The following is a 24118-nucleotide window of genomic DNA, read 5'->3' as shown; positions in this document are numbered from 1 at the left end:
AAAGGCCCCGGCTGCCCAGTTCGTTGGGCGGCCGGGGCCGGTGTGCTGGGGGTCAGATGCGGTTGCCCCAGCGGTGGGTGGCGAGGGCGCGGGCGGCGTTGGAGCGGCCGGCCGAGGGCTCGTCGGCGGGGAGGCGGACGCGGGCGATCAGGCGGCCCGCTTCGGCGCGCAGCTGGCGGGCTTCGGCGATCAGGGGGTGGGCGACCATGACCCCATGGCGGGTGCCTCCGGCGATCAGGCGCCCGTCCGCGCGGACCTGATCATCGCAGTGCGCGGCGTCGCGCAGGTGGTGCTCGGCGAGGCGGAGCGCGGCGTCTTCCTGGGGGTCCAACTCGATTTCCAGGGTGGCGAATCCGGCGCGTAGGTCGGTGATGATCTCGTTCGGCTGGGACCTCTTTCACTACTCTCGGCTCATGGGCGTGACGCTGTGTGCATGAGGGTTGGTTGACGCCCATGCGCATCGGTACTGGGCTGCTATGACGCCCCGGACAGGGAAGAGGCGCAGCGGGGAGTCGCCCCCCGGGGTACAGTGATCCACTTCACGCGCTGACGTGCGCCGACGCCTCGTGTTTGATGGCAACTTGCGCGCTTCGAGTTGGTGAATGGCAACGCCAACTCGGCTTCACGGCAAGCTTGTTCGTAGGCGTGTGCTCGGCTCTGTGATCGGCCGCGCTGCTTCACTCATGGGCGCGGATCGGGAGGGACAGGCCCGCCCCTCCCAATCTGCGTGTCGCGCCGGGACGACTCTCCTTTGCAGGTACAGCCTGTACCCGCTATTCCTCTGTCCGGGTCACCACGCCCGGCGGATCAGCCGCTCAGCCAAGGCCCGGTGGTCGGGCTTGGCGGGGGTGGTCGGGTCGAGTCCCCCCGTGCCGAATAGTGGGCGCGGGGTGGTGGCCTCGGCCAGGTTGCGGCACAGCGCGTCCAGGTCCACGAACGGGCCAGCGGCGCGGGCAGCGTCGGCGGCGAACGGCGGCAGCGAGTACGCGGTGATGACCTGCTCGACCTCGGTGCGGCGGGTGTCCTCGGCGGCTTGGTGGGGTAGCTCGTCCGCCTCGACGGACGCGCCGCTGTGCTCCTCGCGGACGTGGGCCAACTCGGCCTCCAGGTCGGCGATTCGGGCATCTCGCGGGTCGGGCTCGGGCTCCGGCCGGCTGCCGGGCTCGGCCTCGGGTGCGGGGGTCGGCACGGCGTCGCGCTGGGCGGGGGTGTCGGGGTGGGCGACACCCCCGGGGATGGCCTCGGCGGGCGTGGGCATGGGCTCTCCGGTCTTCGTGGCGGGGCGGGCGACTGGTCCGTTTGGACCAGTAGGCAGCTCTGGGGAGGCGGGACGGAACCTCGTGCCAAAGGGCACGGGGGTCATTGCGTTGTCGGGCGGGAACCTTGGCCATTTCTCGCCAAGGTGTGCGCTCCACCCGGGGTCACGCCTTGGCGGGCGGGGTGACCGTGAAGGCGATGGCGCGGGCCGGGTCGATGGTGGCCACGCCGCGCAGGGTGTCCACGATGGAGACCTCGGACTTCACGGACGGGTCGAAGTCCATGGTCACGCGTAGCGCGTACTGGTTGTCGGCGGCGGAGACGGAGCGGGCTCCGCCCTGCACCTCGCTGGGGGCACGCACCGCGAGGGCATACGCGGTCTTGTGGAAGGCCACCGCGCCGTCCAGGTACGGGGACACGACCACGCGGAAGCCGAACAGCTCGCCCATGGTGGCGTTGCGCAGCGCCTGGGAGTCTCCGGCCTCGTTGACCTTCTGGAGCTGCTCGACGTCCAGCAGGATGTTCTGCACGTCCGGGCCGATGGCAAGGAATCGAGCGGCGGCGGGGATCTCGCGGCGGGTGAAGTCGGCGGCAGCGGCGGTGAGCATCTTCACGACGTGGCCGGCCTCGCCGTGCTTGGCGTCGGCCTTGATCGCGCGGGCTCCAGTGGCCTTGCTGGCGGCGTTGAGCAGGGCGGCGGCGGCGGACTTCTCGACGTAGGCCGACACGGCGTCCATCTGGGGCTTGAGGACCTGCTCGCCGAAACTCTCGATGTTGAGCGTCATGTCCTTGGTGGTGAAGGCGGCGGCGACGGTCGGCTCGTCGGTCAGCTTCACCTGGACGTGGCCCTCCTCCACCTTGGTGTAGACGGTGGTGCCGTTGAAGTTCTGGGCGACGCGGCGCTTGGGGGTGCGCACCCGCACCACATCGCCCCGGCCGCCGGTGAACGCGGCCTCGGCGTCGCGCATCACGCACTCGCCGAGGACGGAGTTCGAGCGCATCAAGGCCAGGCTCACGGCCACGACATCGGTGATCTCGAAGGTGTTGCTGCTGGGCATCGGGAGGCGCCTTTCCTAGAGGTCCCACCATGGCGGCGGGAACGAAGAAGCCCCGGCCATCTATGGCGCGGGGATGGGCAGTTGGGGTGTGCTGGCGGTCAGCCGGCCGAAGCCGCGGGAAGCCCGTTGAACAGGTCGGCGGCGGTCGGCGGCCGGTGGCCCTCAGGGGTGCGGAACAGGCGGGCGTCACCGCTCATGAAGTGTGTGCCGGTCGTGCGGCGCAGGGTGAGCAGGGCGGACAGGAACGTGAACTCGGCGTCCGGGTTGGCCTCCCATGCTTCGTGGTTGACCACGTCTCGGTAGGTCAGTCCGAGCGCGTTGCACCACGTGAGGTAGTGCGTGGGGGTCGGGGTCTTGTCCTCGGCCTCCCAGGCGTAGAGGGTGGCGAGGTGGACGCCGACGCGGTCGGCGACCTCGGTGACGGTCAGGTCCAGGGCCTTGCGGCGGGCGTTGAGGGTGATCGGGTGGATCATGGGGAGGGGGTTCCTTTGCGGTCGGGTGGCGGGGTTCATGATCACCAGGGGGCGTGGGGTGAAACGGCACGCTGGCGGCCCCACCCGCCCCGAATCTGGTGATCATGGTCGGGGGTCCGGGCGGGGTTCGGCCCGCTGCGGCAAGGGGCTCGGCGGGCCCAGGGGGCGTGCGGCCCCCTCCCTGGGGTCAGGGGGTCGGGGGGTTTGCGCACGTCACGACATCTCCCCCGGATCTGAGGTGGGGTCAGGCGTTCGCGCGGGGAGATCCACTCGGACAGCAGCATGTCGCCCTTGTCGGTGTTGCAGTCCCGGCAGGCCCAGCGGAGATTGGCGATCTCCGTGAGCCCTCCGTGCGCCACCGGCCGGACGTGGTCCAGGACTTCGCCCGGCGTGGCCAGCTCGGGCGGGCAGTACGCACACCGGTCGCCGAACCGCTGTGACACGTTGCGGCGGATCGACTCCCGGCGGTCCTTGAGGCGGCGGCGCTGCTCGGCCTGGCAGGCGCGGCAGACGCCGTCCGGGAACTGCGTCACCTCCTTGCGGAAGCGGCAGCGTCGGCACGCACGGGGCTTCTCCCTGGGGTCTCTACCGGCCTGGCGGGCCTTGCGGTGGGCGTGCTCGGCGGCGCGGGCGCACTTGTCGGTGCAGTAGCGCCTGCGGGGGTCCGCCAGCGCGTCTACGACGCCGGTGCACCGAGGGTTGTGGCACGCCCGGGGGCCCTGTGCGGTGCGCTCCAGTAGCTCGGCGCGGCGGGCGTCCTCACGGCGGCGCGCCCTGCGGTCGGCCGCGCACGGCTCGCAGTAGGTGACCTGCCCGGAGCGGGCGGGCCGCCTGCCCGACGGCGCGCCGCACTCACCGCACAGCGCGGGGTCCGCAAGCTCTCTCAGCGCCGCGCGCTGGGACTCCTGCGCCAGGGCGAAGGCCCTGCGGCAGCGGTCGTCCGCACAGAGCGGCTGCGGGCCGTCGCGGGCCCGGGGCCGCACCCCGCACACCCGGCACCGGGCCGTGATGGTCTCCATGTCCGGCACTCCTCCCCCCGACGAAACGCGGTGATCATGAACAGGTGCAGGCGCAACCGTCGCTCTCGCCTGCGGACGAATCCCGGAGCAAATGAGAGAGACCCCGGCGCAGTGCCGGGGTCCCCCACGAAGCCGCCACGCACGTTCGAGTGCGCGCATCTGTCCACCTGCATTGAGAGGAAGCGGTTAACACCGAGCCCTCAACTCCCCACGAGAGAACGTCTCATAGGTATTAAGCCGGGCCGGTTAACGGCTCCCCTCCCCGGCCGCCGGCGTCGGGGGCTTCCACCCACGCGGCTTCTTCCACACGATGTCCAGCCGGTCCGCCTTGAGCCGTGCCCCCGAATAGGGGGCCTTCTTCAGATACACCCGCTCGATCGCCAGCCGCAGCAGCTGACCCCGGTAGTGGCTGTCACCGGACTCCCACAGCTTCAGGCAGCGCTCGGGATCCCTGAGCACCGAGATGTCCGCTATCGGCTTGGCCACCGCCTCCCAGTCCTTGCGGGCGCTCTCCACGTCCTCCACCGCCGCCCGGCGCAGCTTGATGAACGTCTCCTCGCCGTCACGGCCGGTGTAGGCCCCGCCCGCGTTCAGGCGGTCCAGGCGGGCCACGGCCTCTTCAGCTAGCTTGATCTGGCCCCGGGCCTCGGACTCCTTCTGGCTCTCCTCCGGCTGCGAGAGGGCCACCCAGCCCTCGGCGACGGCCAGCAAGACGGGGTCCAGCGGGTTGGCGGTGGTCAGCTTCGTGTGCCACTCCTGGGCGAGGACTCGTTCCACCGAGGCCCGCATGCCGGTAACCGGGTCGGGGCACGTGGTGACTCCGAGGCAGAGCGGGCCGCAGCGGAACGACTGGCCGTGGATCGTCGCCGTGTGGCCCTTCTTCGGGTCACGGCCACCGCCGTCGCACCAGATGAGGCCCGAGGCGGGCGAGTGCTCGACAGGCTTCTCCTGTTCCTCCACGGGCGGCAGGTTCTTGCGCCGGTCGATCCCGGCCGCGATCCGGCGGTGCTTGTCGAACGTCTCCTGCGGGATGGTCTCCGCCCCCTTGGCGAACACCCGCACCGGCTTGCCCTTGGCGTTCAGGTAGAGGTGGTGGTGCCCCTTCACGGTGAAGACCTGCCATCCGAGGTACACCGGGTTGCGCAAGATCTTGCCGACGGTGTTCGACCGGACGGGGCCGCCCCGAGACGAGCGGTACCCGTCGGCGGTCAGCCCCAGCGCGATCTTCCGGTTCGAAGCGCCTTCGGCGGCCTCGTTGTGGATACGCACGATCATCGGCCAGAGCTTGCCGGGCTTCAGCTGCGCTTCTTCGTGACCTTGCACCCGATCGGCGCACCCGACAGCCACTTGCCCTCCTCGCGCTGCTGGGCCTTGGTGTCGCGGACCTTCTCCGACAGGACCCGGCTGTACTCGCGAGCGTCCTCCGCCTTGCCCACGATGCGGGAGCGGTCGGCGGGGATGTCGGTGTCCAGCCGGTCCAGGTCGAATACGAGCCGCTTGCCCGGCACGTCCAGGATCTTCAGCACGTCGCCCGCACCCTGCCGGGAGTAACGGGAGGAGTCGTACACCCACAGGCAGTCCGAGTCACCTTCAAGCAGCGCGTGCACCGCCGCGTCGAACTCCGGCCGCTTCACGCCCTTCTTGTAAGCGCTCAGGTTCTCGCGGAAGATCCGCCGGATCTCGTACCCGTTGTCCTTCGCCCACGCCCGGCCCCGCACCTCCTGAGCCTTCAGGGACAGGATGTCCCGGGCAGCCGTACCCCTCACGACCTGGGACTTCCTGAGAAGCAGGTCGAGATAGCGCACCGGTCCGGCAGGCTTGCGAGCCATGGTTCCACTCTCCAGTCAGCGGCACGGGCCTGCATCCTGGAGGTGCAAGGGCAACCCGTCGCTCTGGGAGTCGGCGGCGAACGCATCCATCGCCTCGCGCGGGAGGGACCACTTGGCCGCGATCAGTTCGGCGCTGACGCCCTGCGGGACCAGCCCGCCGGGGTAGCGGGCGGCGACCGCCGCGCCGAACGGGTCCGCCCCGGGCGGCACGTTCGACCACATCGGCACCCGGCTCATCGACTCGATCCCGCAGGCCGCCATCACGTCGTACGCGCCCGCGAGCACGCCCTGGGCGGCGAAGTGGACGGCCTGCTGGGAGGAGCCGCACTGCCGGTCGACCGTGGTCGCCGGGACGGACTCCGGCAGCCCGGCCGACAGCCAGGCGTAGCGGGTGGTGTTCATCGCCTGCTCGGCGACCTGGTCGACGCAGCCGCCGATCACGTCGTCGACCAGCGCCGGGTCGATTCCGCTGCGCCCGATCAGGGCCCGCAGGGTGTGGGCGAGCAGTTCCACCGGGTGGACGCCGGAGAGCGCGCCTCCCGGTGCCACCGCCATCGCGGCCTCCTCCCGCTCCCCGGCCCGTGCCGGATCCGTCCCCCGCCCGGCATCCCGGGCGGCAGATGATCAGCATGATCCGCGCGGGCCGAGCCGGACAGGGCCAATCGGGAGTCAATGGACCGGCACCCCGGCCCGGCTGGCGCCCTACCCGGCGGCTGTCGCGAACTCGTTCTGCAGCCTGCGCAGCAGCGCGGTGCCCGCCGCGTCGGCCGAACGGCGGGTGTTGACCAGCACGACGACGCCCACCTGCTTCTCGGGATCGAAGGCCACGAAGGACCGGAAGCCCCCGGTGCCGCCGTTGTGCCAGATCTGCAGATGGCCGCCCTGGTGGGCGTGGAGACGGTGGCCCAGCCAGCCCAGATGCGTCCAGGCGAACGGGTTCACCCGGTGCCTCACCTCGCGGGTGAGCGCTATCGCGGGGGCCAGCGGCGCCTCCCTCTCCCGCCCGGACGCCAGCTGCGCGCGCAGGAGTACCGCCAGGTCGGCGGCGGTCGAGCGCAGCGCACCGGCGCCCGCCAGGTCGGCCAGGCGCCAGCCGGGTACGGGCCGCCCGCCCGGCGTGTGGCCCTGGGCGAGCCGGGCGGACCGCTCCCCGCCGACCGTCACCACGGTGTCGGCGAGCCCGAGCGGCCCGCAGACCTCCCGTGCCACCAGCTCCTCGTACCCGGTGCCGGCCCGGTGGGCGAGCGCCAGGCCCAGCAGCCCGGCGCCGAGGTCGGAGTAGCGGAAGCTGCGCCCGGGCGCGGCGCGCAGCCGGGTGCGGGCGAGCCCGGCCAGCAGGGCGTCGCTGGTGCAGCGGGCGTACGGATCGGGCCTGCGCGGGTGGAGCAGGGCGGGCAGCCGTGTCCCGGCGGGCAGGCGGGGGAGCCCCGAGGTGTGGGTGGCGAGGTGCCGCAGCCGTATCGCCTTGCCGCCCCTGGCCGGGACGGCGGCGCCGGCCGGCAGCGCGTCCGCCAGGGCGGCGGAGAGCGGTTCGTCCAGGGCGGCCGAACCGGTGAGCACCTGCCGCGCCAGGGCGAGCGAGGTGAAGACCTTCGTCACCGAGCCGATCTCGAACAGGGTGCCCGGGCCGGGCACGCCGCCGTCCGGACCGCCGGTGCGTCCGGCGCCGCGGATCTCCACCGCACCCCCGGCCAGCCCGGCGACCACCACACCGACCTGCTGGGCGGCGACCCGGTCGGCGGTCTGCTGGACAAGGCTGCCAAGATTGCTCATGACAGCGAGCCTAGGGCGTCTCCGGAGCCCGCCCCCGCCGCTTTCCGGGGGCAGGCGTCGGGGAGCCGACGAGTGCCGTGGGGTACCCGGGGGAGCGGCGGGGGCGGGGTTGCCGACGGCGGGCCGTCAGCAGCTCAGGTTGGCACCGGGGGTGGTGCCGAGAATCTGGGTGAAGCTCTGGTACGAGTTGATCCGGCTCTGGACCTGGGCGGGGTTGCCGCCGTTGCACTCCAGGGTGCCGTTGATGCTGCGGATCGTCTCACCGAAGCCGGCCCCGTTGACCATGGCGTTGTGCGGGGTCATCGTGCCCGGGCCGGTCTGGGTGTTCCAGTACCAGAGCGCGGTCTTCCAGGCGACGGCCGGGTCGGTCTGCACCAGGTTGGGGTTGTGCAGCAGGTCGATGCCCAGGGCGTCGCCGGCCGCCTTGTAGTTGAAGTTCCAGCTCAGCTGGATCGGACCGCGACCGTAGTACGCGGCCTGCCCGGCCGGGCAGCCGTACGGCTGCGAAGCGTCGCAGTAGTGCGGGTAGTTGGCGGTGTTCTGCTCGACGACGTAGACCAGGCCGCCGGTCTCGTGGTTCACGTTGGCGAGGAAGGCCGCGACCTCCTGGCGGCGGACGGTGTCGCTGCCGGTGGCGGCGAAGGCCGGGTAGGCGCTGGTGGCGTCCAGCAGGCCCTGGTAGGTGTAGAAGGGGTTGCGGTTCGGGAACATCTGGTTGAACTGGGCCTGGCTGACCGGGAATCCGCCCGGGTTGGGGGTCTGGGTCGGCGAGGGGGTGCCGGTCGGCGTGGTGCCGCAGGTGTACGGCTCCCAGTACCAGGTGCTGATCACCGGGTCGTAGCCCGGGTTGTCATGGGTGGCCCGGTAGAACCCGCCGTTGGTGTAGCGGACGATCGTGCCGGTGGTGTAGGTGCGCCCGGCGACCCAGTCGGGGTAGACGCAGGAGCCCTGGGTCGGCGTGGGGTCGGTGGGGCCGCCGCCGCAGGCGCCCTGGTCGGCCCAGACGCCGGTACCGGTGGTGCTCGGGGTCTCGTTCTGGGTCCACCACTTCGCGGACCAGTTGTGCCCGTTGTAGGAGACGGCCGCGCCGCCGGTGTACGCGGTGGCCGCGTTCCAGGGAGTGGCGCAGGCCGCCGCGTTGGCGGAGGCGGCGGGCAGCAGCAGCGCGACCGCCAGCGCCGTGACCACGGCGGAGACCAGCGCGAGCAGGCGTTTCAATGACACTTCATCACCCCTTGTGCGGTGGGGGCCGCACGGTCGTGGAGGTAGGGACTGTCGGGGCAGGGGGCCGGCCCCGTGCGAGGGCACGTCGTGGGGGACGGGCCGACCGGGGCTGGGGCCGGTACGGGGCTGACCCAGACTCAAGCGGAATGGTCTATACCTGTCAAGGGGTTCGGGGGTAACATGATGGACCGTCGGCCGGATTCGGTCCGGGCCGACCCGGTCTGGGAGGATGGCCGGATGGACGACACCCCCGGCCCCGCCGTCCCGTCCGGCCCCGGCGGGCCGATCAGATCGGGTATCCCGGAGCACGGGCGGGTGCCCAAGTACTATGCGGTCAAAGGGCAGTTGGAGTCACTGCTCGACGAACTCGGCGAGGGCGGCGTGCTGCCGACCGAGCGTGAGCTCGCCGTCCGCTTCGAGGTGGCCCGCGAGACCCTCCGCCAGGCGCTGCGCGACCTGCTGATCCAGGGCCGGGTCCGCCGGCGCGGCCGCAGCACCGTGGTGGCCGGGCCGAAGCTGGAGCAGCCGCTGTCGCTGGCCAGCTACACCGAGGGGGTCCGCCGGCAGGGTCACGTCCCCGGCCGCACCCTGATCGGCCTGGAGCAGCTCGCCGCCGACCCCCAACTGGCCGGCCGGCTGCGGCTGGCGGCGGGGGAGCGGGTCTGGCATCTGGAACGGGTGCTGCTCGCGGACGGCGAACGGGTCGGCCTGGAGAGCACCTACCTGGCGGTGGCCCGGGTGCCCGCGCTGGACCGGGACTTCGATCCGGGCTCGTCGTTCTACGCCTTCCTGCGGGAGCGGGCGGGCATCGGGCTCGGCGTGGCGGAGGAGCGGATCGAGACGGTGCTCGCCTCCCCGCGCGAGGCGCTGCTGATCGGCACCCCGCCGGCCCTGCCGATGCTGCTGCTGCACCGGCTCACCAGGGACGCGGCCGGGGTCCCGCTGGAACGGGTGCGCTCGCTCTACCGCGGCGACCGGTTCAGCTTCACCACCCGCCTCGCCGCGGCCGACTGAGCCGCGGCGCCACCCGGAGTGGGCGCCACCCCGGGACGGGCACCCCCGCCGGGCGCTACTCCGGCGGACCGAGCGCCGCGCGCAGCCGCGCGGCGACCTCCGCCGCGCCCGCCTCGTCCGGGTACGTCCCGCGCGGCCAGAAGAAGCCGCGCAGCCCGTCCTTCGGATTGCGCGGGACCACATGCACATGCAGATGCGGCACCGACTGGCTGATCCGGTTGTTCGCCGCCACGAAGCTGCCCGCCGCCCCGAGCCCGCGCTCCACGGCCACCGTCACCCGCTGCACCCGCAGGAAGAACGGGCCGACCTCGGCCACCGGCAGGTCGGCCAGCGTGGGGTGGTGGGCGCGCGGCACGACCAGGACATGGCCGGGGAACAACGGCCGCCGGTCCAGGAAGGCGACCGCCACCCGGTCGTCCAGCACCCGGTGCGCGGGGGCCGCACCCGCCACCACCGCACAGAACGCGCACTCCATCCGTCCATTCAAACCACCGCCCGCCGCCCCGGCACCTCCGCGAACGGCCCCGGCACCGCCCGCCTGCCCGTGACCGCCCGTCCATCACCCGTCCGGCCGCCGACCGGGTGCGGCCGGTGTCCGGCCGGGCGCACGGTGCTGGAGGGGCGCGCCGTGCGCCCCGTCGAGGAGGTGGCCCGGATGCCGGGCAAGTTCGAGGTCTACGAGGACGCCGGCGGCAAGTTCCGCTTCCGGCTCAAGGCGGGCAACGGCGAGATCGTCGCCACCGGCCAGGGATACGCCAGCAAGGACGCCGCCCGCAAGGGCATCGAGGCCGTCCAGCGGGCGGCCGCCGACGCCACGGTGGTCGACGTCGCCAAGGCCGCGGTCTGAGCCGCTGTGGTCTGAGCCGCCGCGGCCCGAACCGGCCGCGACCGCGCGGGCCGGTCCCGAGAGGTCTCCGGGGCCGGCCCGCGCCCCGCGCTCCGGCCGCCCGCCCTACTCGTAGCGGTAGAGCAGCGCCTCCCGCTCGTTCTGCTCGATCATCTCGACGGTCAGCGAGGGGTCCCGCAGGTGCGAGAGGGTGACCTCGGCCGAACTGGGCTGCGCGGCCTTGTCGAGCCAGTTCTCCGGCTTCCACGCCGAGCCCCGCAGAAACGCCTTCGGGCAGTGCGAGTAGACCTCCTCGACCGCCACCACGATCGCGCTGCGCGGCGGCTTGCCGACCGCCGTCAGCTGCTCCAGCAGCCGCGGGTCGGTGGAGACACAGGCCCGCCCGTTGACCCGCAGCGTGGTGTCCCGGCCCGGCACCACGAAGATCAGCCCGACCTGTCCGGTCTCGACGATGTTGTGCAGGGTGTCCAGCCGCTTGTTCCCGGTGGCGTCCGGGATGGCCAGCGTGTACTCGTCCAGCACCGACACCAGCCCGGCCGGCCCGCCGCGCGGCGACACGTCGCAGCGCCCGGCCGCGTCGGCGCTGGCCACGAAGACCAGCGACGAGCAGGCGATCAGCCGCCGGGCGACCTCGTGCAGGTGGTCCACCTGCTTGCGCCGGGCGTGGTCGCTCGGCTGCTCGTAGATCTCCCGCAGCTGCGCGGCATCCCGGACGGCGTTCGCGTCGAGGGCTGCGAACAGGCCCCCCGGACGGTCCGGCCCGGCGGTTGACGGAGCGACAGTTTCCGGTGTGCTGGTCATACCGAAAATCTAGCGGAGCCCTTGCCCGCACCCTCGGGGCACACCCTTCGAACGATCGTCCGCACCCTTCCCACCTGCGGTTTTGTGCGGATAATGGAGCAGGGGTTCCCGTCGGAGGTGGTGGCCGTGATCGTCAGACTCTGGTCCGGGCAGGTCGTGGCCGGGCACGCCGAAGAGTTCTGTGCGCTGCTGACCACGCGGGTGCTCCCGGAGCTCGGGAAGATCGACGGCTGCCTCGGCGGCGAGCTGCTGCGCTCGGTGACCGACGACGGCCGGCGGATCATGGTGCTCACCCGGTGGCGGGACGAGGCCGCCCTGCGTGACTACGCCGGGCCGATGTGGCGGATCCGACCGGTCTGGTCCGAGGGGGAGCTGCGCCATCTCGTCCACCCGCCCGAGGTCTCCCACTTCATGCCCGGCCCGGTCTTCTGACCGGGCGGGCCAGACGGGCCGGACAGGCCAGACGGGCCGGACGGGCCAGACAGGCCGGGCGGCCCGGCCAGGGCGACCCGCGGCCACCGGTTCGCCGACCGGCGCACCGGTCGGCCCGCCGCGCTCCGGACCGCTCGCGCCGCGGTCAGGCCGTGATCGGCACCGGGTGGATCTCGTCCGCCGGGTGGCCGGCGCGCTCGTGGACGCGCTGGACGGCCTCCTTGGACGGCGCCTCCGAGAGGCAGTAGACGGTGCCCGACTCGGGGTCGCCCCAGGCGTGTTCGAAGTGCACGCCCTCGTCGGCCTCGACCGCCAGGTCGGCCTGGTGGGCCCTGCGAAGATCCTCGTCGGTGATGCCGGTCATGCCGTGGTGGACATCCATGAACTTGGCCATCGCGCTCGCACCTCCAGAAGTCCGGGCGGACGGTGGCCGCCGTCCCGGCGCGGCCTCGTTCCGCCTCCACCACCAGCGTGCGCTCCCCGCACCCCGCCGCGCCACCGGGCGCCCGGCCGTCCCGGCCCGCCGGTTCGACCGCACCTCCACCCCGCCGTCCGGCGGCCCTCCACCGGACCCTGAGCACCGCCGAGCGCCGGCCGGCCACGCCGCACCGCCGACGAGACGCCGCCGCCGGAGCCCTGACGGTCCCTCGCGCCCGGCGTGTGCGCCGCCGACCCGGCGCTCCCGCGCACCCCGGCGCATTCCCGTCCGGGGCGTGAAACAGCCCACAGCGAAAGCCCCTCCCTCGGCCCGCACGGGCCATGGCACAATGACGGCAGTAGTAGCAGTGACGTTCAGCGCACTCCGGGGTCGGTGAAAATCCGAACCGGCGGTTACAGTCCGCGACCCGTCCGCAGCCAGCGGCCGGTTGACCAGGTGAAATTCCTGGACCGACGGTTAAAGTCCGGATGGGAGGCGTGCGCGGCGGACGATGAGCAGTACCCGTGGTCCCCCGGTGGACCGCGGGAGGCGTACCCGACGGGGGAGTTCTCTTTCCCGGCGGCTTCGGCGACCCCGGTGACGGGTGCTGCCGTGAGCCCGGGTGTGTCCATGCCCGTCCGTGTCATCTCCCAGTGCCGCCCCGGAGTCCGCGCCCCAAGCGCGAGGAGAACCCGGGTGTTCACCGGCATCATCGAAGAGCTCGGCGAGGTCGTGTCGATCGAGAAGATCGGCGACTCCTCGCGAATCCGTCTGCGCGGCCCGGTGGTCTGTCAGGGCGCGCGCCACGGCGACTCCATCGCGGTCAACGGCGTCTGCCTGACCGTTGTCGACACCCCCGATCAACTGGCCTCCAACAGTGGCGAGTTCAGCGCCGATGTGATGGCCGAGACGCTCAGCCGCTCCAGCCTCGGCGCGCTCGGGCCCGGCTCCCCGGTCAACCTCGAACGCGCCATGGCCCTCGGCGCCCGGCTCGGCGGACACCTCGTCCAGGGCCATGTCGACGGCACCGCCACCCTGCTGAGCCGCGCACCCGGCGACCTCGGCGCCGACGGCCTGCCCCGCTGGGAGGTCCTGCGCTTCTCGCTGCCCGCCACCATCTCCCGCTACCTGGTGGAGAAGGGCTCGATCACCGTGGACGGCATCAGCCTCACCGTGGTCGAGGCCGCCCGCGACACCTTCACCGTCAGCCTCATCCCCGCCACCCTCGCGCTGACCACGCTCGGTGCCAAGGCCGTCGGCGAGAGCGTCAACCTCGAAGTGGACGTCCTCGCCAAGTACGTGGAGCGCCTGCTCGCCGACCGCGCCCTGCCCCCCGTCCCCACCGAGACCGCCAAGGACGCCTCGTGAACTGGCTCAACGGCACCATGCACCTGCTCGGCCAGGACGTCTACCGGTCCGACATGATCGGCAACCTGCTCGGCCTGGCCGCACTCGCCCTCGGCTGGCTCCGCTCCCGGCTGACCTGGCCCGTCCAACTGCTCTCCGGCGTCGTCCTGGTGGGCGCCTACTGGTCCGCGCACCTCAGCGGCGGCGTGGGCAAGCAGTTCGTGGTGATCCTCGCCGCGATCTGGGGCTGGACCCAGTGGCGGCGCGGCCGGCGGGGCGAGGGCGGCGTTCAGATCCGCTTCGCCACCGGCCGGGAACGCGCCCTGCTGATCGGCGGTACCGCGCTCGGCACCCTCGCCGTCGGCACCCTGTTCACCGTCTTCCCGGAACTCTCCTGGGACGCCTGGCCGGACGCCTACATCTTCGTCGGCACGCTGACCGCGATGATCGCCCAGGCCCGTGGCTGGGTCGAGTTCTGGTTCGCCTGGGTCGCCGTCGACCTGGTCGGCGTCCCGCTCGCCTTCAACAACGGCCTGGTCTTCTCCGGCCTCACCTACAGCATCTACTTCGTCCTGGTCATGCTCGGTCTGCGCGCCTGGTGGCTGCGCGGCCGCACGGCCCGCCCCGCGAACGACACCGTCCTCCAGGGAGCCTCCGCATGAGCACCAGCCCCGCCACCGAGGAAGACCTCGCCCTCGACCCCGTCGAGCGGGCCGTCGCCGACATCGCGCTCGGCCGCCCGGTGATCGTGGTCGACGACGAGGACCGCGAGAACGAGGGCGACATCGTCTTCGCGGCCTCCGCCGCCACCCCGGAGCTGATGGCCTTCACCATCCGCTACAGCTCCGGCGTGGTCTGCGTTCCGATGACCGGCGCCGACCTGGACCGCCTCAGGCTCCCGCCGATGACCCAGGTCAACGAGGACCGCAAGGGCACCGCCTACACCGTCTCGGTGGACGCCAGGGACGGCGTCTCCACCGGTATCTCCGCCGCCGACCGGGCCCGCACCGTCCGGCTGCTCTCCTCGGCCGGCACCGAGCCCGGCGACCTCTCCCGCCCGGGGCACATCTTCCCGCTGCGCGCCGTCGAGGGTGGCGTCCTGGTCCGCCCCGGCCACACCGAGGCCGCCGTCGACCTGGCCCGGCTGGCCGGACTGCCGCCCGCCGGCGCCATCGCCGAGGTGGTCAACGACGACGGCAGCATGGCCCGGCTGCCCGAACTGGTCGCCTTCGCCCGCGAACACGGCCTGGCCATCATCTCCATCGAGGACCTGATCGCCTACCGCCGCCGCACCGAGCTCCACGTGGACCGGGCCGCCGTCACCGCGCTGCCCACCGTCCACGGCGAGTTCACCGCCGTCGGATACCGGGGAACGATCGACGGCATCGAGCACATCGCCCTGGTCGCCGGCGGCCTGGACGCCGACGGCCGGCTCCCCGACGGCGAGGACGTCCTCGTCCGGGTCCACTCCGAGTGCCTGACCGGCGACGTGTTCGGCTCGCTGCGCTGCGACTGCGGCCCCCAGCTGGAGGCCTCGCTGCGCAAGGTCGCCGCCGCCGGCCGGGGCATCGTGCTCTACCTGCGCGGCCACGAGGGCCGGGGCATCGGCCTGGCGCACAAGCTGCGCGCCTACGAGCTGCAGGAACAGGGCCGCGACACGGTGGACGCCAACCTCGACCTCGGCCTGCCCGCCGACGCCCGGGACTTCAGCATCGGCGCCCAGATGCTCGGCGACCTCGGCGTGCGCTCGCTCACCCTGCTCACCAACAACCCCGACAAGCTCGCCGCGCTCACCGAGCACGGCCTCAAGGTCAAGGGCCGCGAGCCGGTCGAGACCCCGGCCGGCGAGCACAACCTGCGCTATCTGCGCACCAAGCGCGACCGGATGGGCCACGACCTGCCCGGCCTCGGCTCCTGAACCGACCGCCCCGCACCCCAGGACGACCGGCGGGCCCCGCGAGGCCCCGCCCACCCGTGAGAAGAGGAAGTACGCACATGAGCGGCCACGGAGCCCCCCAGCTGACCATCGACGACGCCGCCGACCTGAAGGTCGCCGTGATCGCCGCCCAGTGGCACGACCAGGTGATGAACGGGCTGCTGGACGGTGCCGACCGCGCCCTCAAGGAGCTCGGCATCGCCGAACCGACCGTCCTGCGGGTGCCCGGCACCTTCGAGCTGCCGGTCGCCGCCAAGCGGCTCGCCGACCGCGGCTACGACGCCGTGATCGCCCTCGGCGTCGTCATCCGCGGCGGTACCCCGCACTTCGACTACGTCTGCCAGGCCGCCACCGTCGGCCTCACCCAGGTCAGCGTCGACACCGGCGTACCGGTCGGCTTCGGCGTCCTGACCTGCGACGACGAGCAGCAGGCGCTCGACCGCGCGGGCCTGCCCGGCTCCGCCGAGGACAAGGGCCACGAGGCCGTCACCGCCGCCGTCGCCACCGCCGCGGCGCTGCGCCGGGCCGCCTGACCGCCCGGCCCGGCCCACCCGCGGTCCCGGACCGTGGACGTCCACTGGACCGTCCACGGTCCGGGACCGTTTACCGCCCGTAAGCCCGCACGCCGTAAGGTGACTCCCATCATGGCTTCGAAGACATTCGAGGAGCTCTTCACCGAGCTCCAGCAGAAGGCCGCCACCGGCGACCCCTCGTCCTCCCGTACCGCGCAGCTCGTCCAGCAGGGCGTTCATGCGATCGGCAAGAAGGTCGTCGAGGAGGCCGCCGAGGTCTGGATGGCCGCCGAGTTCCAGTCGGACGAACAGACCGCCGAGGAGATCTCCCAGCTCCTCTACCACCTTCAGGTGATGATGGTCGCTCGCGGGCTGACGCTCGACGACGTCTACAAGTACCTCTGAACCGGCCCGAACCGCACACCCCACCCACCAACAGGTAAGGAACCGACCTCCATGCTGCGCATCGCCGTCCCCAACAAGGGTTCGCTCTCGGGTCCCGCGGCGGAGATGCTCCATGAGGCCGGCTACCGGCAGCGCAAGGACCCCAAGGAGCTCGTCCTCGTCGACCCGGACAACCAGGTCGAGTTCTTCTTCCTGCGTCCGCGCGACATCGCCGTGTACGTCGGCTCCGGCCGGCTGGACATCGGCATCACCGGCCGCGACCTGCTGCTGGACTCGCACTCCAACGCGGAGGAGGTGCTGGCCCTCGGGTTCGGCGGCTCCACCTTCCGCTTCGCCCGCCCGGAGGGCGTGGAGGTCAAGGACGTGCAGGGCCTGGAGGGCCTGCGGATCGCCACCTCCTACACCGGCCTGGTCGAGCAGCACCTCGCCGACCACGGGGTGAAGGCCACCGTCACCAAGCTGGACGGCGCGGTGGAGACCGCGGTGCAGCTCGGCGTCGCCGATGTGATCGCCGACGTGGTGGAGACCGGCACCAGCCTGCGCAACGCCGGCCTGGAGGTGTTCGGCGAGCCGATCCTGGTCTCCGACGCCGTGGTGATCCGCCCCAAGGGCGCCGAGTCCGACCCGGGCGTGGAGCAGTTCCTGCGCCGCCTCCAGGGTGTGCTGGTGGCCCGCCGCTACGTGCTGATGGACTACGACATCCGCGCCGAGCACGTCAGCGCGGCCGTCGCGCTGACCCCCGGCCTGGAGTCGCCGACCGTCTCCCCGCTGCACACCGAGGGCTGGGTGGCCGTCCGTTCGATGGTGCTCCGCAAGGAGGCCCAGCGGATCATGGACGACCTGTGGAACATCGGCGCCCGCGCCATCCTGGTCACCAACATCCACGCCTGCCGCCTCTGACCCCCCGCGGTCCCGGCCGCGGAGTTAAGCCGCGATTGAATAGGGCGGGGACGCCGAACGCGTCCCCGCCCTTTTCCTCGACATCCCCCCCGTGACCGGCACCTCCCGGAACCCCGGAACCCCTCGGAGACCCACGTGTCCACCCCCGCCGCCTTTCCCGTCACCTGGGCGCCGCGCCGCACCCGGGCCGTCCTGCTGCCGGTCTGCGCCCTGCTGGTCGTGATGTTCGTCGCGATCGCCGTCGCGCTCCCGGAGAACTGGCAGCTCAACGACCGGATCATGATGGTGCTCAGCGGGGTGCTGTTCGCGGGCGTCGGTGTGATGCTGGCCCGCCCCCGGGTCAGCGCCGACGCCGACGGCGTCACCGTGGTCAACTTCGTCCGCAGCCGGCGGCTGGCCTGGGCCGAGATCGTCCGGGTCAACTTCCGCCAGGGCGACCCGTGGGCGACCCTCGACCTGGCCGACGGCACCTCGCTCGCCGCGGTCGGCATCCAGTCCGGTGTCGGCAAGGCCCAGGCCATCGCGGACGCCCGGGCGCTGCGCGACCTGGTCGAGGGCCGCGGCCGGGCCTGACCCGCCCCGGCCCGCCGGACCTGAGGACCCGACCGGACCCCACCTGCGAAACAGCGGGTCCGGCGGGTCCGAACAGGCTCCCTACGCCCGTCCGGGTATGGTTTACGCTGGTAAAAGTAGGGCAAAGGTTCTGCCCTACCCGAAAACGACCTGAGGAGTGACACTTCCCCTCGATGGACGATCCGTCCGGTAGTACCTGCGCCGCCCTACTTCCGACCGTTGGAAGGCAGGCGGCACTGTGATCACCGCCTGGCTGCTGTTGTTCGCGGCCCTTCTCCTCATCCTCGCGAACGGCCTCTTCGTGGCCGCCGAGTTCGCCTTCGTCACCGTCGAGCGCGGGGCGGTGGACCGCGCCGCCGAGAGCGGCGACGCCAAGGCCGGCCGCGTGTCCCGGGCGCTGCGGCACCTCTCCTTCGAGCTCTCCGGCGCCCAGCTCGGCATCACCGTCACCTCGCTGGTGGTCGGCATGCTCGCCGAACCGGCGCTCTCCGTCCTGCTCCAGCCGCTGTTCACCGGCGTCGGCCTGCCCGACTCGGCCGCCCGCGGCGCCGCCGTCATCATCGGCATGCTGCTGGCCACGGTGGTGCAGATGGTGATCGGCGAGCTCGTCCCGAAGAACTGGGCGATCTCCCGGCCGCTCCAGGTGGCCCGCGCGGTGGCCGCCCCGCACATGGCGTTCTCCTTCGTCTGCCGCCCGCTGATCAGCTTCCTCAACGGGGCCGCGGACCGGACGGTCCGCGCCTTCGGCATCGAGCCGCAGGAGGAGCTGGGCCACGCCCGCACCCCCGCCGAACTGCTCTCGCTCGCCCGGCACTCCGCCAAGGCGGGCGCGATAGACGAGGAGTCGGCCACGCTCTTCGTGCGGACCCTCGGACTCGGAAACCTCACCGCCGAGTCGGTGATGACCCCGCGCGTCGACGTCGCCGCCCTCCAGCGCGACGCCAGCGCCGCCGACGTCCTCAACCTCACCCGGGCGACCGGCCTCTCCCGCTTCCCGGTCTACACCGACAGCCTGGACGAGGTCACCGGCACCGTCACGCTCAAGGACGCCCTCGCCGTCCCGTCGGCCCGGCGCGGACTGGTCCGGGTCGCCGAACTCGCGGTGCCGCCGCTGCTGGTGCCCGAGACCCTGCCCGCCGAGCGGCTGCTCGACCAGCTGCGCCGGCTCCAGCCGATGGCCATCGTGGTCGACGAGTACGGCGGCACCGCCGGCGTCGTCACCGTCGAGGACATCGTCGAGGAGATCGTCGGCGACGTGCAGGACGAGCACGACCCCGCCGACACCCCCGAACTGGTCCCGCTGCCGCCCGTGGACGGGCTGCCCGTCTGGGCGGCCGACGGCCGGGCCAGGACCGACCAGCTGGAGGCCATCGGCCTGCACGCCCCCGACGGTCCGTACGAGACCCTGGCCGGCCTGGTCGCCGACCTGCTCGGCAGGCTGCCCGTCCCGGGTGAGCAGGCCGAGCTGCCGGGCTGGCGGTTCACCGTGGAGGCCGTCGACCGGCACCGCACCAGCCGGGTGCGGGTGGAACGCACCGCCGAGCACCACCACTTCGGCGACACCGAGGACGGGAACCGATGACCGCGCTCCAACTGGCCGTCGCCGTACTCCTGCTCCTCGGCAACGCCTTCTTCGTCGGCGCCGAGTTCGCCGTGATCTCGGTGCGGCGCAGCCAGATCGAACCGCTCGCCGAGGCCGGGAACAAGCGCGCCCGCACCGTGCTGCACGCGCTCTCCAACGTCTCCGCGATGCTCGCCGCCGCCCAGCTCGGCATCACCGTCTGTTCGCTGGGTCTCGGCGCGCTCGCCGAGCCCACCATCGCCCACCTGCTGGAGGGCCCGTTCCACGCGATCGGCATCCCCAGCGGGCTGATGCACCCGCTCTCGTTCGGGATCGCGCTCGCCGTGGTGGTCTTCCTGCACATGGTGGTGGGCGAGATGGTGCCCAAGAACATGGCCCTGGCCGGTCCGGAGAAGGCCGCGCTCTGGCTCGGCCCGCCGCTGGACCGCCTGGCCCGCTGGCTCGCGCCGGTGATCAGCTTCCTGAACGCCTTCGCCAACGGAGTGCTCAAGCTGTTCAAGGTCGAGGCCAAGGACGAGGTGGAGTCCGTCTTCACCACCGAGCAGCTGATGTACCTGCTGGTCGACTCCCGGGACGCCGGCCTGCTCGACGAGGACCGCCAGGAGCGGCTGGAGGACGCCCTGGAGATGGGCCGCCGCCCGCTCACGGACGTGCTGCTCAAGCCCGAGCAACTGGTCACCGTGGACACCAAGGTGACCGCCGCGCAGATCGAGGAGCTGGCGCTGCGCACCGGCTTCTCGCGCTTCCCGGTCGCCGACGGCGACCCGGCCGGCCACGGCTACCTGGGTTATCTGCACCTGAAGGACATCCTCGACGTCGAGGACCCGTCGGCCCCCGTCCCGGCCCGCCTCTGGCGCCCGATCACGGTGCTGCGCGGCACGCTTCCGCTGGACGACGCGCTCGGTGCGATGCGCCGTGTCTCCTGCCACCTGGCCGCCGTGCTGGACCAGGACGGGCGCACGCTCGGCATGGTCACGCTGGAGGACGTGGTGGAGGAGCTGGTCGGCGAGGTGTACGACCCGGACCACCGCTCGGCGGCGTAGCCCCGACCGGCCGGCCACCGGACCGGGCGCCCCGTGGGGGTGCCCGGTCCGGTGCCGTTTCCGGGCCCGCCGCCCCGCCGTCCCGGCACAGAGGTGACGGGCTTTCAGCTGTGGGCGATTCCGCTCAGAGCGTGCGGCTGTTCCCATTCCGGCCGCCCGGAGGCAGGGTGGTCGGCATGAGGCTGCTACTGCTGGGTGGAACGAAGTTCGTCGGCCGCGCCGTAGCGGCGGAGGCGCTCGCACGGGGCTGGGAGGTGACGGCCTTCCACCGGGGGTCGCAGGCGGCGCCGGAGGGGGTGGCGAGCCTGCACGGTGACCGGACCGCCGAGGGCGGGCTGGCCGCGCTGGCCGAGGGGGAGTGGGACGCGGTGGTGGACACCTGGTCCTGGGCGCCCGTCGCGGTGCGCGACACCGCGCGGCTGCTGTCCGGCCGGGTCGGCCACTACGCGTACGTGTCGAGCCGGTCGGTGTACGACTCCCCGGTCGCCGCCGGGGCGGACGAGGACGCCCCGGTGGTCGCGGCCTCGCCGGACGCCGACGGCGAGGTGCCGTACGCGGAGGCGAAGCGCGGCGGCGAACTCGCCGTGCTCGCGGAGTTCGGCGAGCGTGCGCTGCTGGCCCGCGCCGGGCTGATCCTCGGCCCGTACGAGAACATCGGCCGGCTGCCCTGGTGGCTGGACCGGATCGCGCGCGGCGGCCCGGTGCTCGCCCCCGGCCCGCGCGACCTGCGCCTTCAGTACATCGACGCGCGCGACCTCGCCGGCTGGACGCTGGACGCCGTCGCGGCGGGCCTCGGCGGCCCGTACAACCTGGTCAGCGAGGCCGGGCACGCCACGATGGGGGAGCTGCTGGAGGCCTGCGTCCGGACCACCGGCTCCGACGCCGAGCTGCGCTGGACCGACCCCGAGCGGATCCTGGCGGCCGGCGTCGAGCCGTGGACCGAGCTGCCGATCTGGCTGCCGCCGGGCGAACTGTGCGACTTCCTGCACGGGGCGGACGTCGGCCGTGCGGTGGCCGCGGGGCTGCGCTGCCGGCCGGTCGCCGAGACGGTCGAGTCCACCTGGTCCTGGCTGCGCTCGATCGGCGGTACCGCCCCGCAGCGGGCCGACCGCCCGGCGGTCGGTCTCGACCCGGTGCGCGAGGCGCGGCTGCTCCAGGGCTGACCCGGCCGGCCGGGCTGTGAGGCTCGGGCGCGACGGCCGGGGCGTGAGGCTCAGCCCCGGCCGTCGATCAGTTCGCCGTACGCCTGGACCAGGTCCGGCAGCCGCAGCGTCGCCAGGTCCTCCCGGCCCGGCGGCTCGCGCAGCATCGAGAGCCGCAGGTCCCGGTAGGCGCAGGACTTCTCGTAGAGGGTGCGGATGAACCGGCCGTTGCCCAGGTCGTCGATCCAGCCCTCACGGACCACATGGGTGCAGATGCTCGCCAGTTCCTCGCCCGCGTCCTCGTCCCAGCCGTCGCCGTCCCGGTCGGCGAGGGCCGCGCCGATCGCGGTCAGCTCGCCGGGGCGGTAGCTGGGGAAGTCGACCCGGGTGGTGAAGCGGGAGTTGAGGCCGGGGTTGGTGGCCAGCAGCCGGTTCATGCCCTCCGGGTAGCCGGCCAGGATCACCACCAGCCGGTCGCGGTTGTCCTCGGCCCGCTTCAGCAGCACCTGCAGCGCCTCGTCGCCGTACGCGTCGCCCTTGCTGTAGCCGGAGTTGGAGAGGCTGTACGCCTCGTCGATGAACAGCACACCGTCCAGTGCGGAGTCGATCAGCTCGTTCGCCTTGACCGCGGTCTGACCGAGGAACTCTCCGACCAGGTCAGCCCGTTGGGCCTCGACCAGATGGTCCCCGGAGAGCAGCCCGAGGGCGTGGAAGACCCGCCCGAGGATGCGGGCCACCGTGGTCTTGCCGGTGCCGGAGGGGCCGGAGAAGACGAAGTGGCGCTTCGGGGGCTGCACCGGCAGGCCCTGTTCGGTCCGCAGCCGGGACATCCGCAACTGCGCGGAGAGCGCCCGGACCTGCCGCTTCACCGGCTCCAGGCCGACCATCCGGGAGAGCTCGGCCAGTGCGGCGTCCAACTCCCGCTCGTCGCCGCCGCGTTCGGCGGTGAAGGGGCTCGCCGTCCGGGGCGCCGCCGCCCCGCCAGGTGCCGCCGCCGGACCGGTACCGGCCCCCGGCGGGGCGGCGGCGGGCGGGAGCGGCGAGCCGGAGCGTTCACCGGCCGCCAGCGGCGGGGCCCCGGCGCCCTGGTCGGCGCCCGCCTCCGCCGTGTCGCCCGGCCCGCCGGGCTCACCGGCGCCGCCGCTCCCGACGGGTGCCGCCGTTCCGTCCGGCGGCACCGGAACGGCCGACCCGGCAGCCGCCTCCGCCTCCGGTTCCTCCGGCGCCTGCGCCGGCCCGCCGAACTCCGCCGGGTACGACCCGACCCCGAAGTCCGCCCCGAAGTCGGCCGCGTCCACTCCTGCGGCCTCCAGCCCCGTACCGTCCAACTCCGCGTCGTCGAAGGCCTCGCCCGGCCTCCCGGTCTCCCGGCCGGCCGCACCGACGGCGTCCAGCAGCGCGTCGACCACACCGTCCTCGGCCGAGATCGCCGCCAGCCGGGCCGCGGTGTCCATGAACGCCGGATCGGCCCGGTGCACCGCCCGGTAGAGCGGCAGCGCCGCAGCGCTGCGCCCCGCCCCCTCGTACGAGCGCGCCAGCCAGTACCGCAACTCCTTGCGCTGCGGCTGCTCGGAGCGGCAGCGGGCGAGCGAGGCCGCCAGCGGTGCCTGCGCCTGCGCGCACATGTCCAGCCGGACCCGCGCCATGCCCGCGAACAGTCCGGCCTCGATGCCGAGCAGCGGGTCGTCCAGCAGCCGGTCGGTGTCCCGGATCAACTGCTCCCAGTCCTTGAGCAGATAGGACCGGCAGGCGTACAGGAAGCGTGCCGACGGATCCTCGGCGGGCGCCGGACACTGCTCCAACGCCCGCTCCAGCTCGGCGAGATGGCGGCCGTCCAGCCAGTGCGAGGCATGGGCGAGGGTGAGGTCGCGGGTGTTCTCCAGCACCGGCTGCACCCACCAGCCCAGCCAGTACCAGGAACTGAGCGGGCGTTGGTGGCGTCGGCGCTGCTCACCGAAACGTTTCTGGTGCCGGTACATCGCGAGCAGCGCGCCGGAGGTGTCGCTGCGCAGCGCGTGCAGGCCGAGCCAGGCGTCGGCCATCCCCGGGTCCAGCCGGACGGCCACCCGGAACTCCTCCTCCGCGCGGGCGTACGCGCCCGCCGTGTAGGCGTCCATGGCACGCAGCCAGGCGCGGTCGGCGAGCCGGTTCGGGCCCGGGCCGCCCGCGTTGTTGCCGTCGGAACTGTCCACCGTCGTCACTCACGCCCCCCGCGGTGTGCCTCGGGGCTCGGCCGGCGGGTCGGGTGCGGAGAGCCGGCCCGAGGTCGACAGCCCCGGGGCGCATATGCGCCTCCAGGAATCGTACCGGCGCGACGCTGATCCGGAAGGGTGTCGCACCGGGTCAAATGTGATCGGGGGTGCGGTCGTTGGGCGATCACGGAGGCCGCGGGGGCCGGCCCGGGGCGGCCGAGGGCCGGGTGGGAGGAGGGGCCGAACGGCATCCCCGGCTCACGGGGGAACAAGCCGGGGATACCGCGTCCGGTGTTGCGCGATCAAGAAGTCCGGCAACTGGGGAGAACGTAAGTCCTGGC

26 protein-coding genes, 1 pseudogene and 1 riboswitch are annotated in these 24118 nt (G+C 72.9%); of the genes and pseudogenes, 13 read left to right on the top strand and 14 right to left on the bottom strand.

Translation table 11 applies throughout. The features are described 5' to 3' along the window. Positions 1 to 52: 52 nt before the first annotated feature. The 10 genes and pseudogenes from ACIP82_RS03860 to ACIP82_RS03815 all read right to left on the bottom strand — a co-directional run bounded on the left by ACIP82_RS03860 (position 53) and on the right by ACIP82_RS03815 (position 8627). Positions 53 to 331 carry a hypothetical protein gene (locus ACIP82_RS03860; RefSeq protein WP_400650534.1) on the bottom strand — a complete coding sequence of 93 codons (279 nt, stop codon included), beginning with the start codon at positions 329 to 331 and terminating at the stop codon, positions 53 to 55. A 459-nt stretch (positions 332 to 790) separates the two neighbouring features. Further along, positions 791 to 1258: a hypothetical protein gene (locus tag ACIP82_RS03855; RefSeq protein WP_363605031.1), complete on the bottom strand. Its 468-nt coding sequence runs from the start codon at positions 1256 to 1258 to the stop codon at positions 791 to 793. A gap of 163 nt (positions 1259 to 1421) precedes the next feature. Further along, the gene (locus ACIP82_RS03850; RefSeq protein WP_400650532.1) at positions 1422 to 2315 is read right to left on the bottom strand and encodes a P22 phage major capsid protein family protein; all 894 of its coding nucleotides are present in this window, start codon (positions 2313 to 2315) and stop codon (positions 1422 to 1424) included. A 98-nt stretch (positions 2316 to 2413) separates the two neighbouring features. After that, the gene (locus ACIP82_RS03845; protein ID WP_400650529.1) at positions 2414 to 2788 is read right to left on the bottom strand and encodes a helix-turn-helix transcriptional regulator; all 375 of its coding nucleotides are present in this window, start codon (positions 2786 to 2788) and stop codon (positions 2414 to 2416) included. Positions 2789 to 2829: 41 nt separating this feature from the next. After that, entirely contained in the window at positions 2830 to 3807 is a 978-nt protein-coding gene (locus ACIP82_RS03840) for an HNH endonuclease (protein ID WP_400650527.1), read from the bottom strand. A 246-nt stretch (positions 3808 to 4053) separates the two neighbouring features. Beyond that, positions 4054 to 5082 (bottom strand): recombinase family protein, encoded by a 1029-nt coding sequence (locus ACIP82_RS03835; RefSeq protein WP_400650524.1) that lies wholly within the window; start codon positions 5080 to 5082, stop codon positions 4054 to 4056. Positions 5083 to 5102: 20 nt separating this feature from the next. Beyond that, the gene (locus ACIP82_RS03830; RefSeq protein WP_363605025.1) at positions 5103 to 5636 is read right to left on the bottom strand and encodes a recombinase family protein; all 534 of its coding nucleotides are present in this window, start codon (positions 5634 to 5636) and stop codon (positions 5103 to 5105) included. A 66-nt stretch (positions 5637 to 5702) separates the two neighbouring features. Next, positions 5703 to 6191, bottom strand: a pseudogene (locus tag ACIP82_RS03825) (steroid 3-ketoacyl-CoA thiolase); the annotation flags it as partial. Between the two features lie 147 nt (positions 6192 to 6338). Continuing rightward, positions 6339 to 7409 carry a serine hydrolase domain-containing protein gene (locus tag ACIP82_RS03820; RefSeq protein ID WP_400650520.1) on the bottom strand — a complete coding sequence of 357 codons (1071 nt, stop codon included), beginning with the start codon at positions 7407 to 7409 and terminating at the stop codon, positions 6339 to 6341. 126 nt (positions 7410 to 7535) lie between these two features. Continuing rightward, the gene (locus ACIP82_RS03815) at positions 7536 to 8627 is read right to left on the bottom strand and encodes a glycoside hydrolase family 19 protein (protein WP_363605165.1); all 1092 of its coding nucleotides are present in this window, start codon (positions 8625 to 8627) and stop codon (positions 7536 to 7538) included. Between the two features lie 243 nt (positions 8628 to 8870). Between ACIP82_RS03815 and ACIP82_RS03810 the strand changes: the two genes are divergently transcribed. Then, a complete protein-coding gene (locus ACIP82_RS03810) occupies positions 8871 to 9647 on the top strand; it encodes a GntR family transcriptional regulator (RefSeq protein ID WP_400650517.1) in 777 nt (258 codons plus the stop codon). A 55-nt stretch (positions 9648 to 9702) separates the two neighbouring features. Here ACIP82_RS03810 and ACIP82_RS03805 read toward each other — a convergent pair whose 3' ends face one another. Next, positions 9703 to 10122, bottom strand: a complete 420-nt coding sequence (locus ACIP82_RS03805; RefSeq protein ID WP_400650514.1) for an HIT family protein — start codon at positions 10120 to 10122, stop codon at positions 9703 to 9705. 153 nt (positions 10123 to 10275) lie between these two features. Between ACIP82_RS03805 and ACIP82_RS03800 the strand changes: the two genes are divergently transcribed. Then, positions 10276 to 10494 (top strand): DUF1508 domain-containing protein, encoded by a 219-nt coding sequence (locus ACIP82_RS03800; RefSeq protein ID WP_363605020.1) that lies wholly within the window; start codon positions 10276 to 10278, stop codon positions 10492 to 10494. Between the two features lie 105 nt (positions 10495 to 10599). Here the strand turns inward: ACIP82_RS03800 and ACIP82_RS03795 are convergent, their stop codons facing one another. Further along, positions 10600 to 11295: an MSMEG_1061 family FMN-dependent PPOX-type flavoprotein gene (locus ACIP82_RS03795; protein WP_363605018.1), complete on the bottom strand. Its 696-nt coding sequence runs from the start codon at positions 11293 to 11295 to the stop codon at positions 10600 to 10602. Positions 11296 to 11421: 126 nt separating this feature from the next. Here ACIP82_RS03795 and ACIP82_RS03790 point away from each other — a divergent pair, with 126 nt between their 5' ends. After that, complete coding sequence (locus ACIP82_RS03790) at positions 11422 to 11727, top strand: antibiotic biosynthesis monooxygenase family protein (protein WP_400650512.1); 306 nt, start codon at positions 11422 to 11424, stop codon at positions 11725 to 11727. Between the two features lie 145 nt (positions 11728 to 11872). Here ACIP82_RS03790 and ACIP82_RS03785 read toward each other — a convergent pair whose 3' ends face one another. Further along, the gene (locus ACIP82_RS03785) at positions 11873 to 12121 is read right to left on the bottom strand and encodes an SCO4226 family nickel-binding protein (protein WP_363605016.1); all 249 of its coding nucleotides are present in this window, start codon (positions 12119 to 12121) and stop codon (positions 11873 to 11875) included. Between the two features lie 400 nt (positions 12122 to 12521). Next, positions 12522 to 12649: riboswitch (FMN riboswitch) on the top strand. 192 nt (positions 12650 to 12841) lie between these two features. Here ACIP82_RS03785 and ACIP82_RS03780 point away from each other — a divergent pair. The 10 genes from ACIP82_RS03780 to ACIP82_RS03735 all read left to right on the top strand — a co-directional run bounded on the left by ACIP82_RS03780 (position 12842) and on the right by ACIP82_RS03735 (position 21606). After that, positions 12842 to 13513, top strand: a complete 672-nt coding sequence (locus ACIP82_RS03780; protein WP_400650509.1) for a riboflavin synthase — start codon at positions 12842 to 12844, stop codon at positions 13511 to 13513. Continuing rightward, a complete protein-coding gene (locus ACIP82_RS03775) occupies positions 13510 to 14154 on the top strand; it encodes a nicotinamide riboside transporter PnuC (RefSeq protein WP_400650507.1) in 645 nt (214 codons plus the stop codon). Before ACIP82_RS03780 ends, ACIP82_RS03775 begins: the two co-directional genes overlap by 4 nt. Further along, positions 14151 to 15410: a bifunctional 3,4-dihydroxy-2-butanone-4-phosphate synthase/GTP cyclohydrolase II gene (locus ACIP82_RS03770; RefSeq protein ID WP_400650505.1), complete on the top strand. Its 1260-nt coding sequence runs from the start codon at positions 14151 to 14153 to the stop codon at positions 15408 to 15410. The genes ACIP82_RS03775 and ACIP82_RS03770 overlap by 4 nt, the downstream gene beginning before the upstream one ends. A 77-nt stretch (positions 15411 to 15487) precedes the next feature. Next, positions 15488 to 15961, top strand: a complete 474-nt coding sequence (gene ribH / locus ACIP82_RS03765) for a 6,7-dimethyl-8-ribityllumazine synthase (RefSeq protein ID WP_363605012.1) — start codon at positions 15488 to 15490, stop codon at positions 15959 to 15961. A gap of 111 nt (positions 15962 to 16072) precedes the next feature. Then, positions 16073 to 16345, top strand: coding sequence for a phosphoribosyl-ATP diphosphatase (locus ACIP82_RS03760; protein WP_030306151.1), 273 nt, complete (start codon positions 16073 to 16075; stop codon positions 16343 to 16345). Positions 16346 to 16396: 51 nt separating this feature from the next. Next, complete coding sequence (hisG, locus tag ACIP82_RS03755; protein WP_363605010.1) at positions 16397 to 17245, top strand: ATP phosphoribosyltransferase; 849 nt, start codon at positions 16397 to 16399, stop codon at positions 17243 to 17245. A gap of 135 nt (positions 17246 to 17380) precedes the next feature. Then, a complete protein-coding gene (locus ACIP82_RS03750; protein WP_363605009.1) occupies positions 17381 to 17818 on the top strand; it encodes a PH domain-containing protein in 438 nt (145 codons plus the stop codon). Positions 17819 to 18056: 238 nt separating this feature from the next. Further along, on the top strand, positions 18057 to 19400 hold the full coding sequence (locus tag ACIP82_RS03745; protein WP_363605007.1) for a hemolysin family protein: 1344 nt from the start codon (positions 18057 to 18059) through the stop codon (positions 19398 to 19400). Next, positions 19397 to 20443, top strand: a complete 1047-nt coding sequence (locus ACIP82_RS03740; RefSeq protein WP_363605006.1) for a hemolysin family protein — start codon at positions 19397 to 19399, stop codon at positions 20441 to 20443. Before ACIP82_RS03745 ends, ACIP82_RS03740 begins: the two co-directional genes overlap by 4 nt. 176 nt (positions 20444 to 20619) lie before the next feature. Then, a complete protein-coding gene (locus tag ACIP82_RS03735; protein ID WP_363605005.1) occupies positions 20620 to 21606 on the top strand; it encodes an NAD-dependent epimerase/dehydratase family protein in 987 nt (328 codons plus the stop codon). A 50-nt stretch (positions 21607 to 21656) separates the two neighbouring features. Here the strand turns inward: ACIP82_RS03735 and ACIP82_RS03730 are convergent, their stop codons facing one another. Further along, positions 21657 to 23702 (bottom strand): AAA family ATPase, encoded by a 2046-nt coding sequence (locus ACIP82_RS03730; RefSeq protein ID WP_400651135.1) that lies wholly within the window; start codon positions 23700 to 23702, stop codon positions 21657 to 21659. Between the last annotated feature and the right edge of the window lie 416 nt (positions 23703 to 24118).

It is taken from the genome of Kitasatospora sp. NPDC088548 (genome assembly GCF_044753005.1).
Lineage (GTDB): Bacteria > Actinomycetota > Actinomycetes > Streptomycetales > Streptomycetaceae > Kitasatospora.
Note: the sequence above shows the minus strand (reverse complement) of the source record. Positions and strands in the feature narration are given on the sequence as shown.

Excerpts from the sequence above, each read along its gene's own strand:
- ACIP82_RS03735 (WP_363605005.1), top strand. The coding sequence starts at position 20,620 with ATGAGGCTGCTACTGCTGGGTGGAACGAAGTTCGTCGGCCGCGCCGTA.
- ACIP82_RS03855 (WP_363605031.1), bottom strand. The coding sequence starts at position 1,258 with ATGCCCACGCCCGCCGAGGCCATCCCCGGGGGTGTCGCCCACCCCGAC.
- ACIP82_RS03820 (WP_400650520.1), bottom strand. The coding sequence starts at position 7,409 with ATGAGCAATCTTGGCAGCCTTGTCCAGCAGACCGCCGACCGGGTCGCC.
- ACIP82_RS03830 (WP_363605025.1), bottom strand. The coding sequence starts at position 5,636 with ATGGCTCGCAAGCCTGCCGGACCGGTGCGCTATCTCGACCTGCTTCTC.
- ribH (WP_363605012.1), top strand. The coding sequence starts at position 15,488 with ATGAGCGGCCACGGAGCCCCCCAGCTGACCATCGACGACGCCGCCGAC.
- ACIP82_RS03785 (WP_363605016.1), bottom strand. The coding sequence starts at position 12,121 with ATGGCCAAGTTCATGGATGTCCACCACGGCATGACCGGCATCACCGAC.
- hisG (WP_363605010.1), top strand. The coding sequence starts at position 16,397 with ATGCTGCGCATCGCCGTCCCCAACAAGGGTTCGCTCTCGGGTCCCGCG.
- ACIP82_RS03845 (WP_400650529.1), bottom strand. The coding sequence starts at position 2,788 with ATGATCCACCCGATCACCCTCAACGCCCGCCGCAAGGCCCTGGACCTG.
- ACIP82_RS03840 (WP_400650527.1), bottom strand. The coding sequence starts at position 3,807 with ATGGAGACCATCACGGCCCGGTGCCGGGTGTGCGGGGTGCGGCCCCGG.
- ACIP82_RS03805 (WP_400650514.1), bottom strand. The coding sequence starts at position 10,122 with ATGGAGTGCGCGTTCTGTGCGGTGGTGGCGGGTGCGGCCCCCGCGCAC.
- ACIP82_RS03810 (WP_400650517.1), top strand. The coding sequence starts at position 8,871 with ATGGACGACACCCCCGGCCCCGCCGTCCCGTCCGGCCCCGGCGGGCCG.
- ACIP82_RS03760 (WP_030306151.1), top strand. The coding sequence starts at position 16,073 with ATGGCTTCGAAGACATTCGAGGAGCTCTTCACCGAGCTCCAGCAGAAG.
- ACIP82_RS03835 (WP_400650524.1), bottom strand. The coding sequence starts at position 5,082 with ATGATCGTGCGTATCCACAACGAGGCCGCCGAAGGCGCTTCGAACCGG.
- ACIP82_RS03770 (WP_400650505.1), top strand. The coding sequence starts at position 14,151 with ATGAGCACCAGCCCCGCCACCGAGGAAGACCTCGCCCTCGACCCCGTC.
- ACIP82_RS03795 (WP_363605018.1), bottom strand. The coding sequence starts at position 11,295 with ATGACCAGCACACCGGAAACTGTCGCTCCGTCAACCGCCGGGCCGGAC.
- ACIP82_RS03730 (WP_400651135.1), bottom strand. The coding sequence starts at position 23,702 with ATGGACGCCTACACGGCGGGCGCGTACGCCCGCGCGGAGGAGGAGTTC.
- ACIP82_RS03740 (WP_363605006.1), top strand. The coding sequence starts at position 19,397 with ATGACCGCGCTCCAACTGGCCGTCGCCGTACTCCTGCTCCTCGGCAAC.
- ACIP82_RS03850 (WP_400650532.1), bottom strand. The coding sequence starts at position 2,315 with ATGCCCAGCAGCAACACCTTCGAGATCACCGATGTCGTGGCCGTGAGC.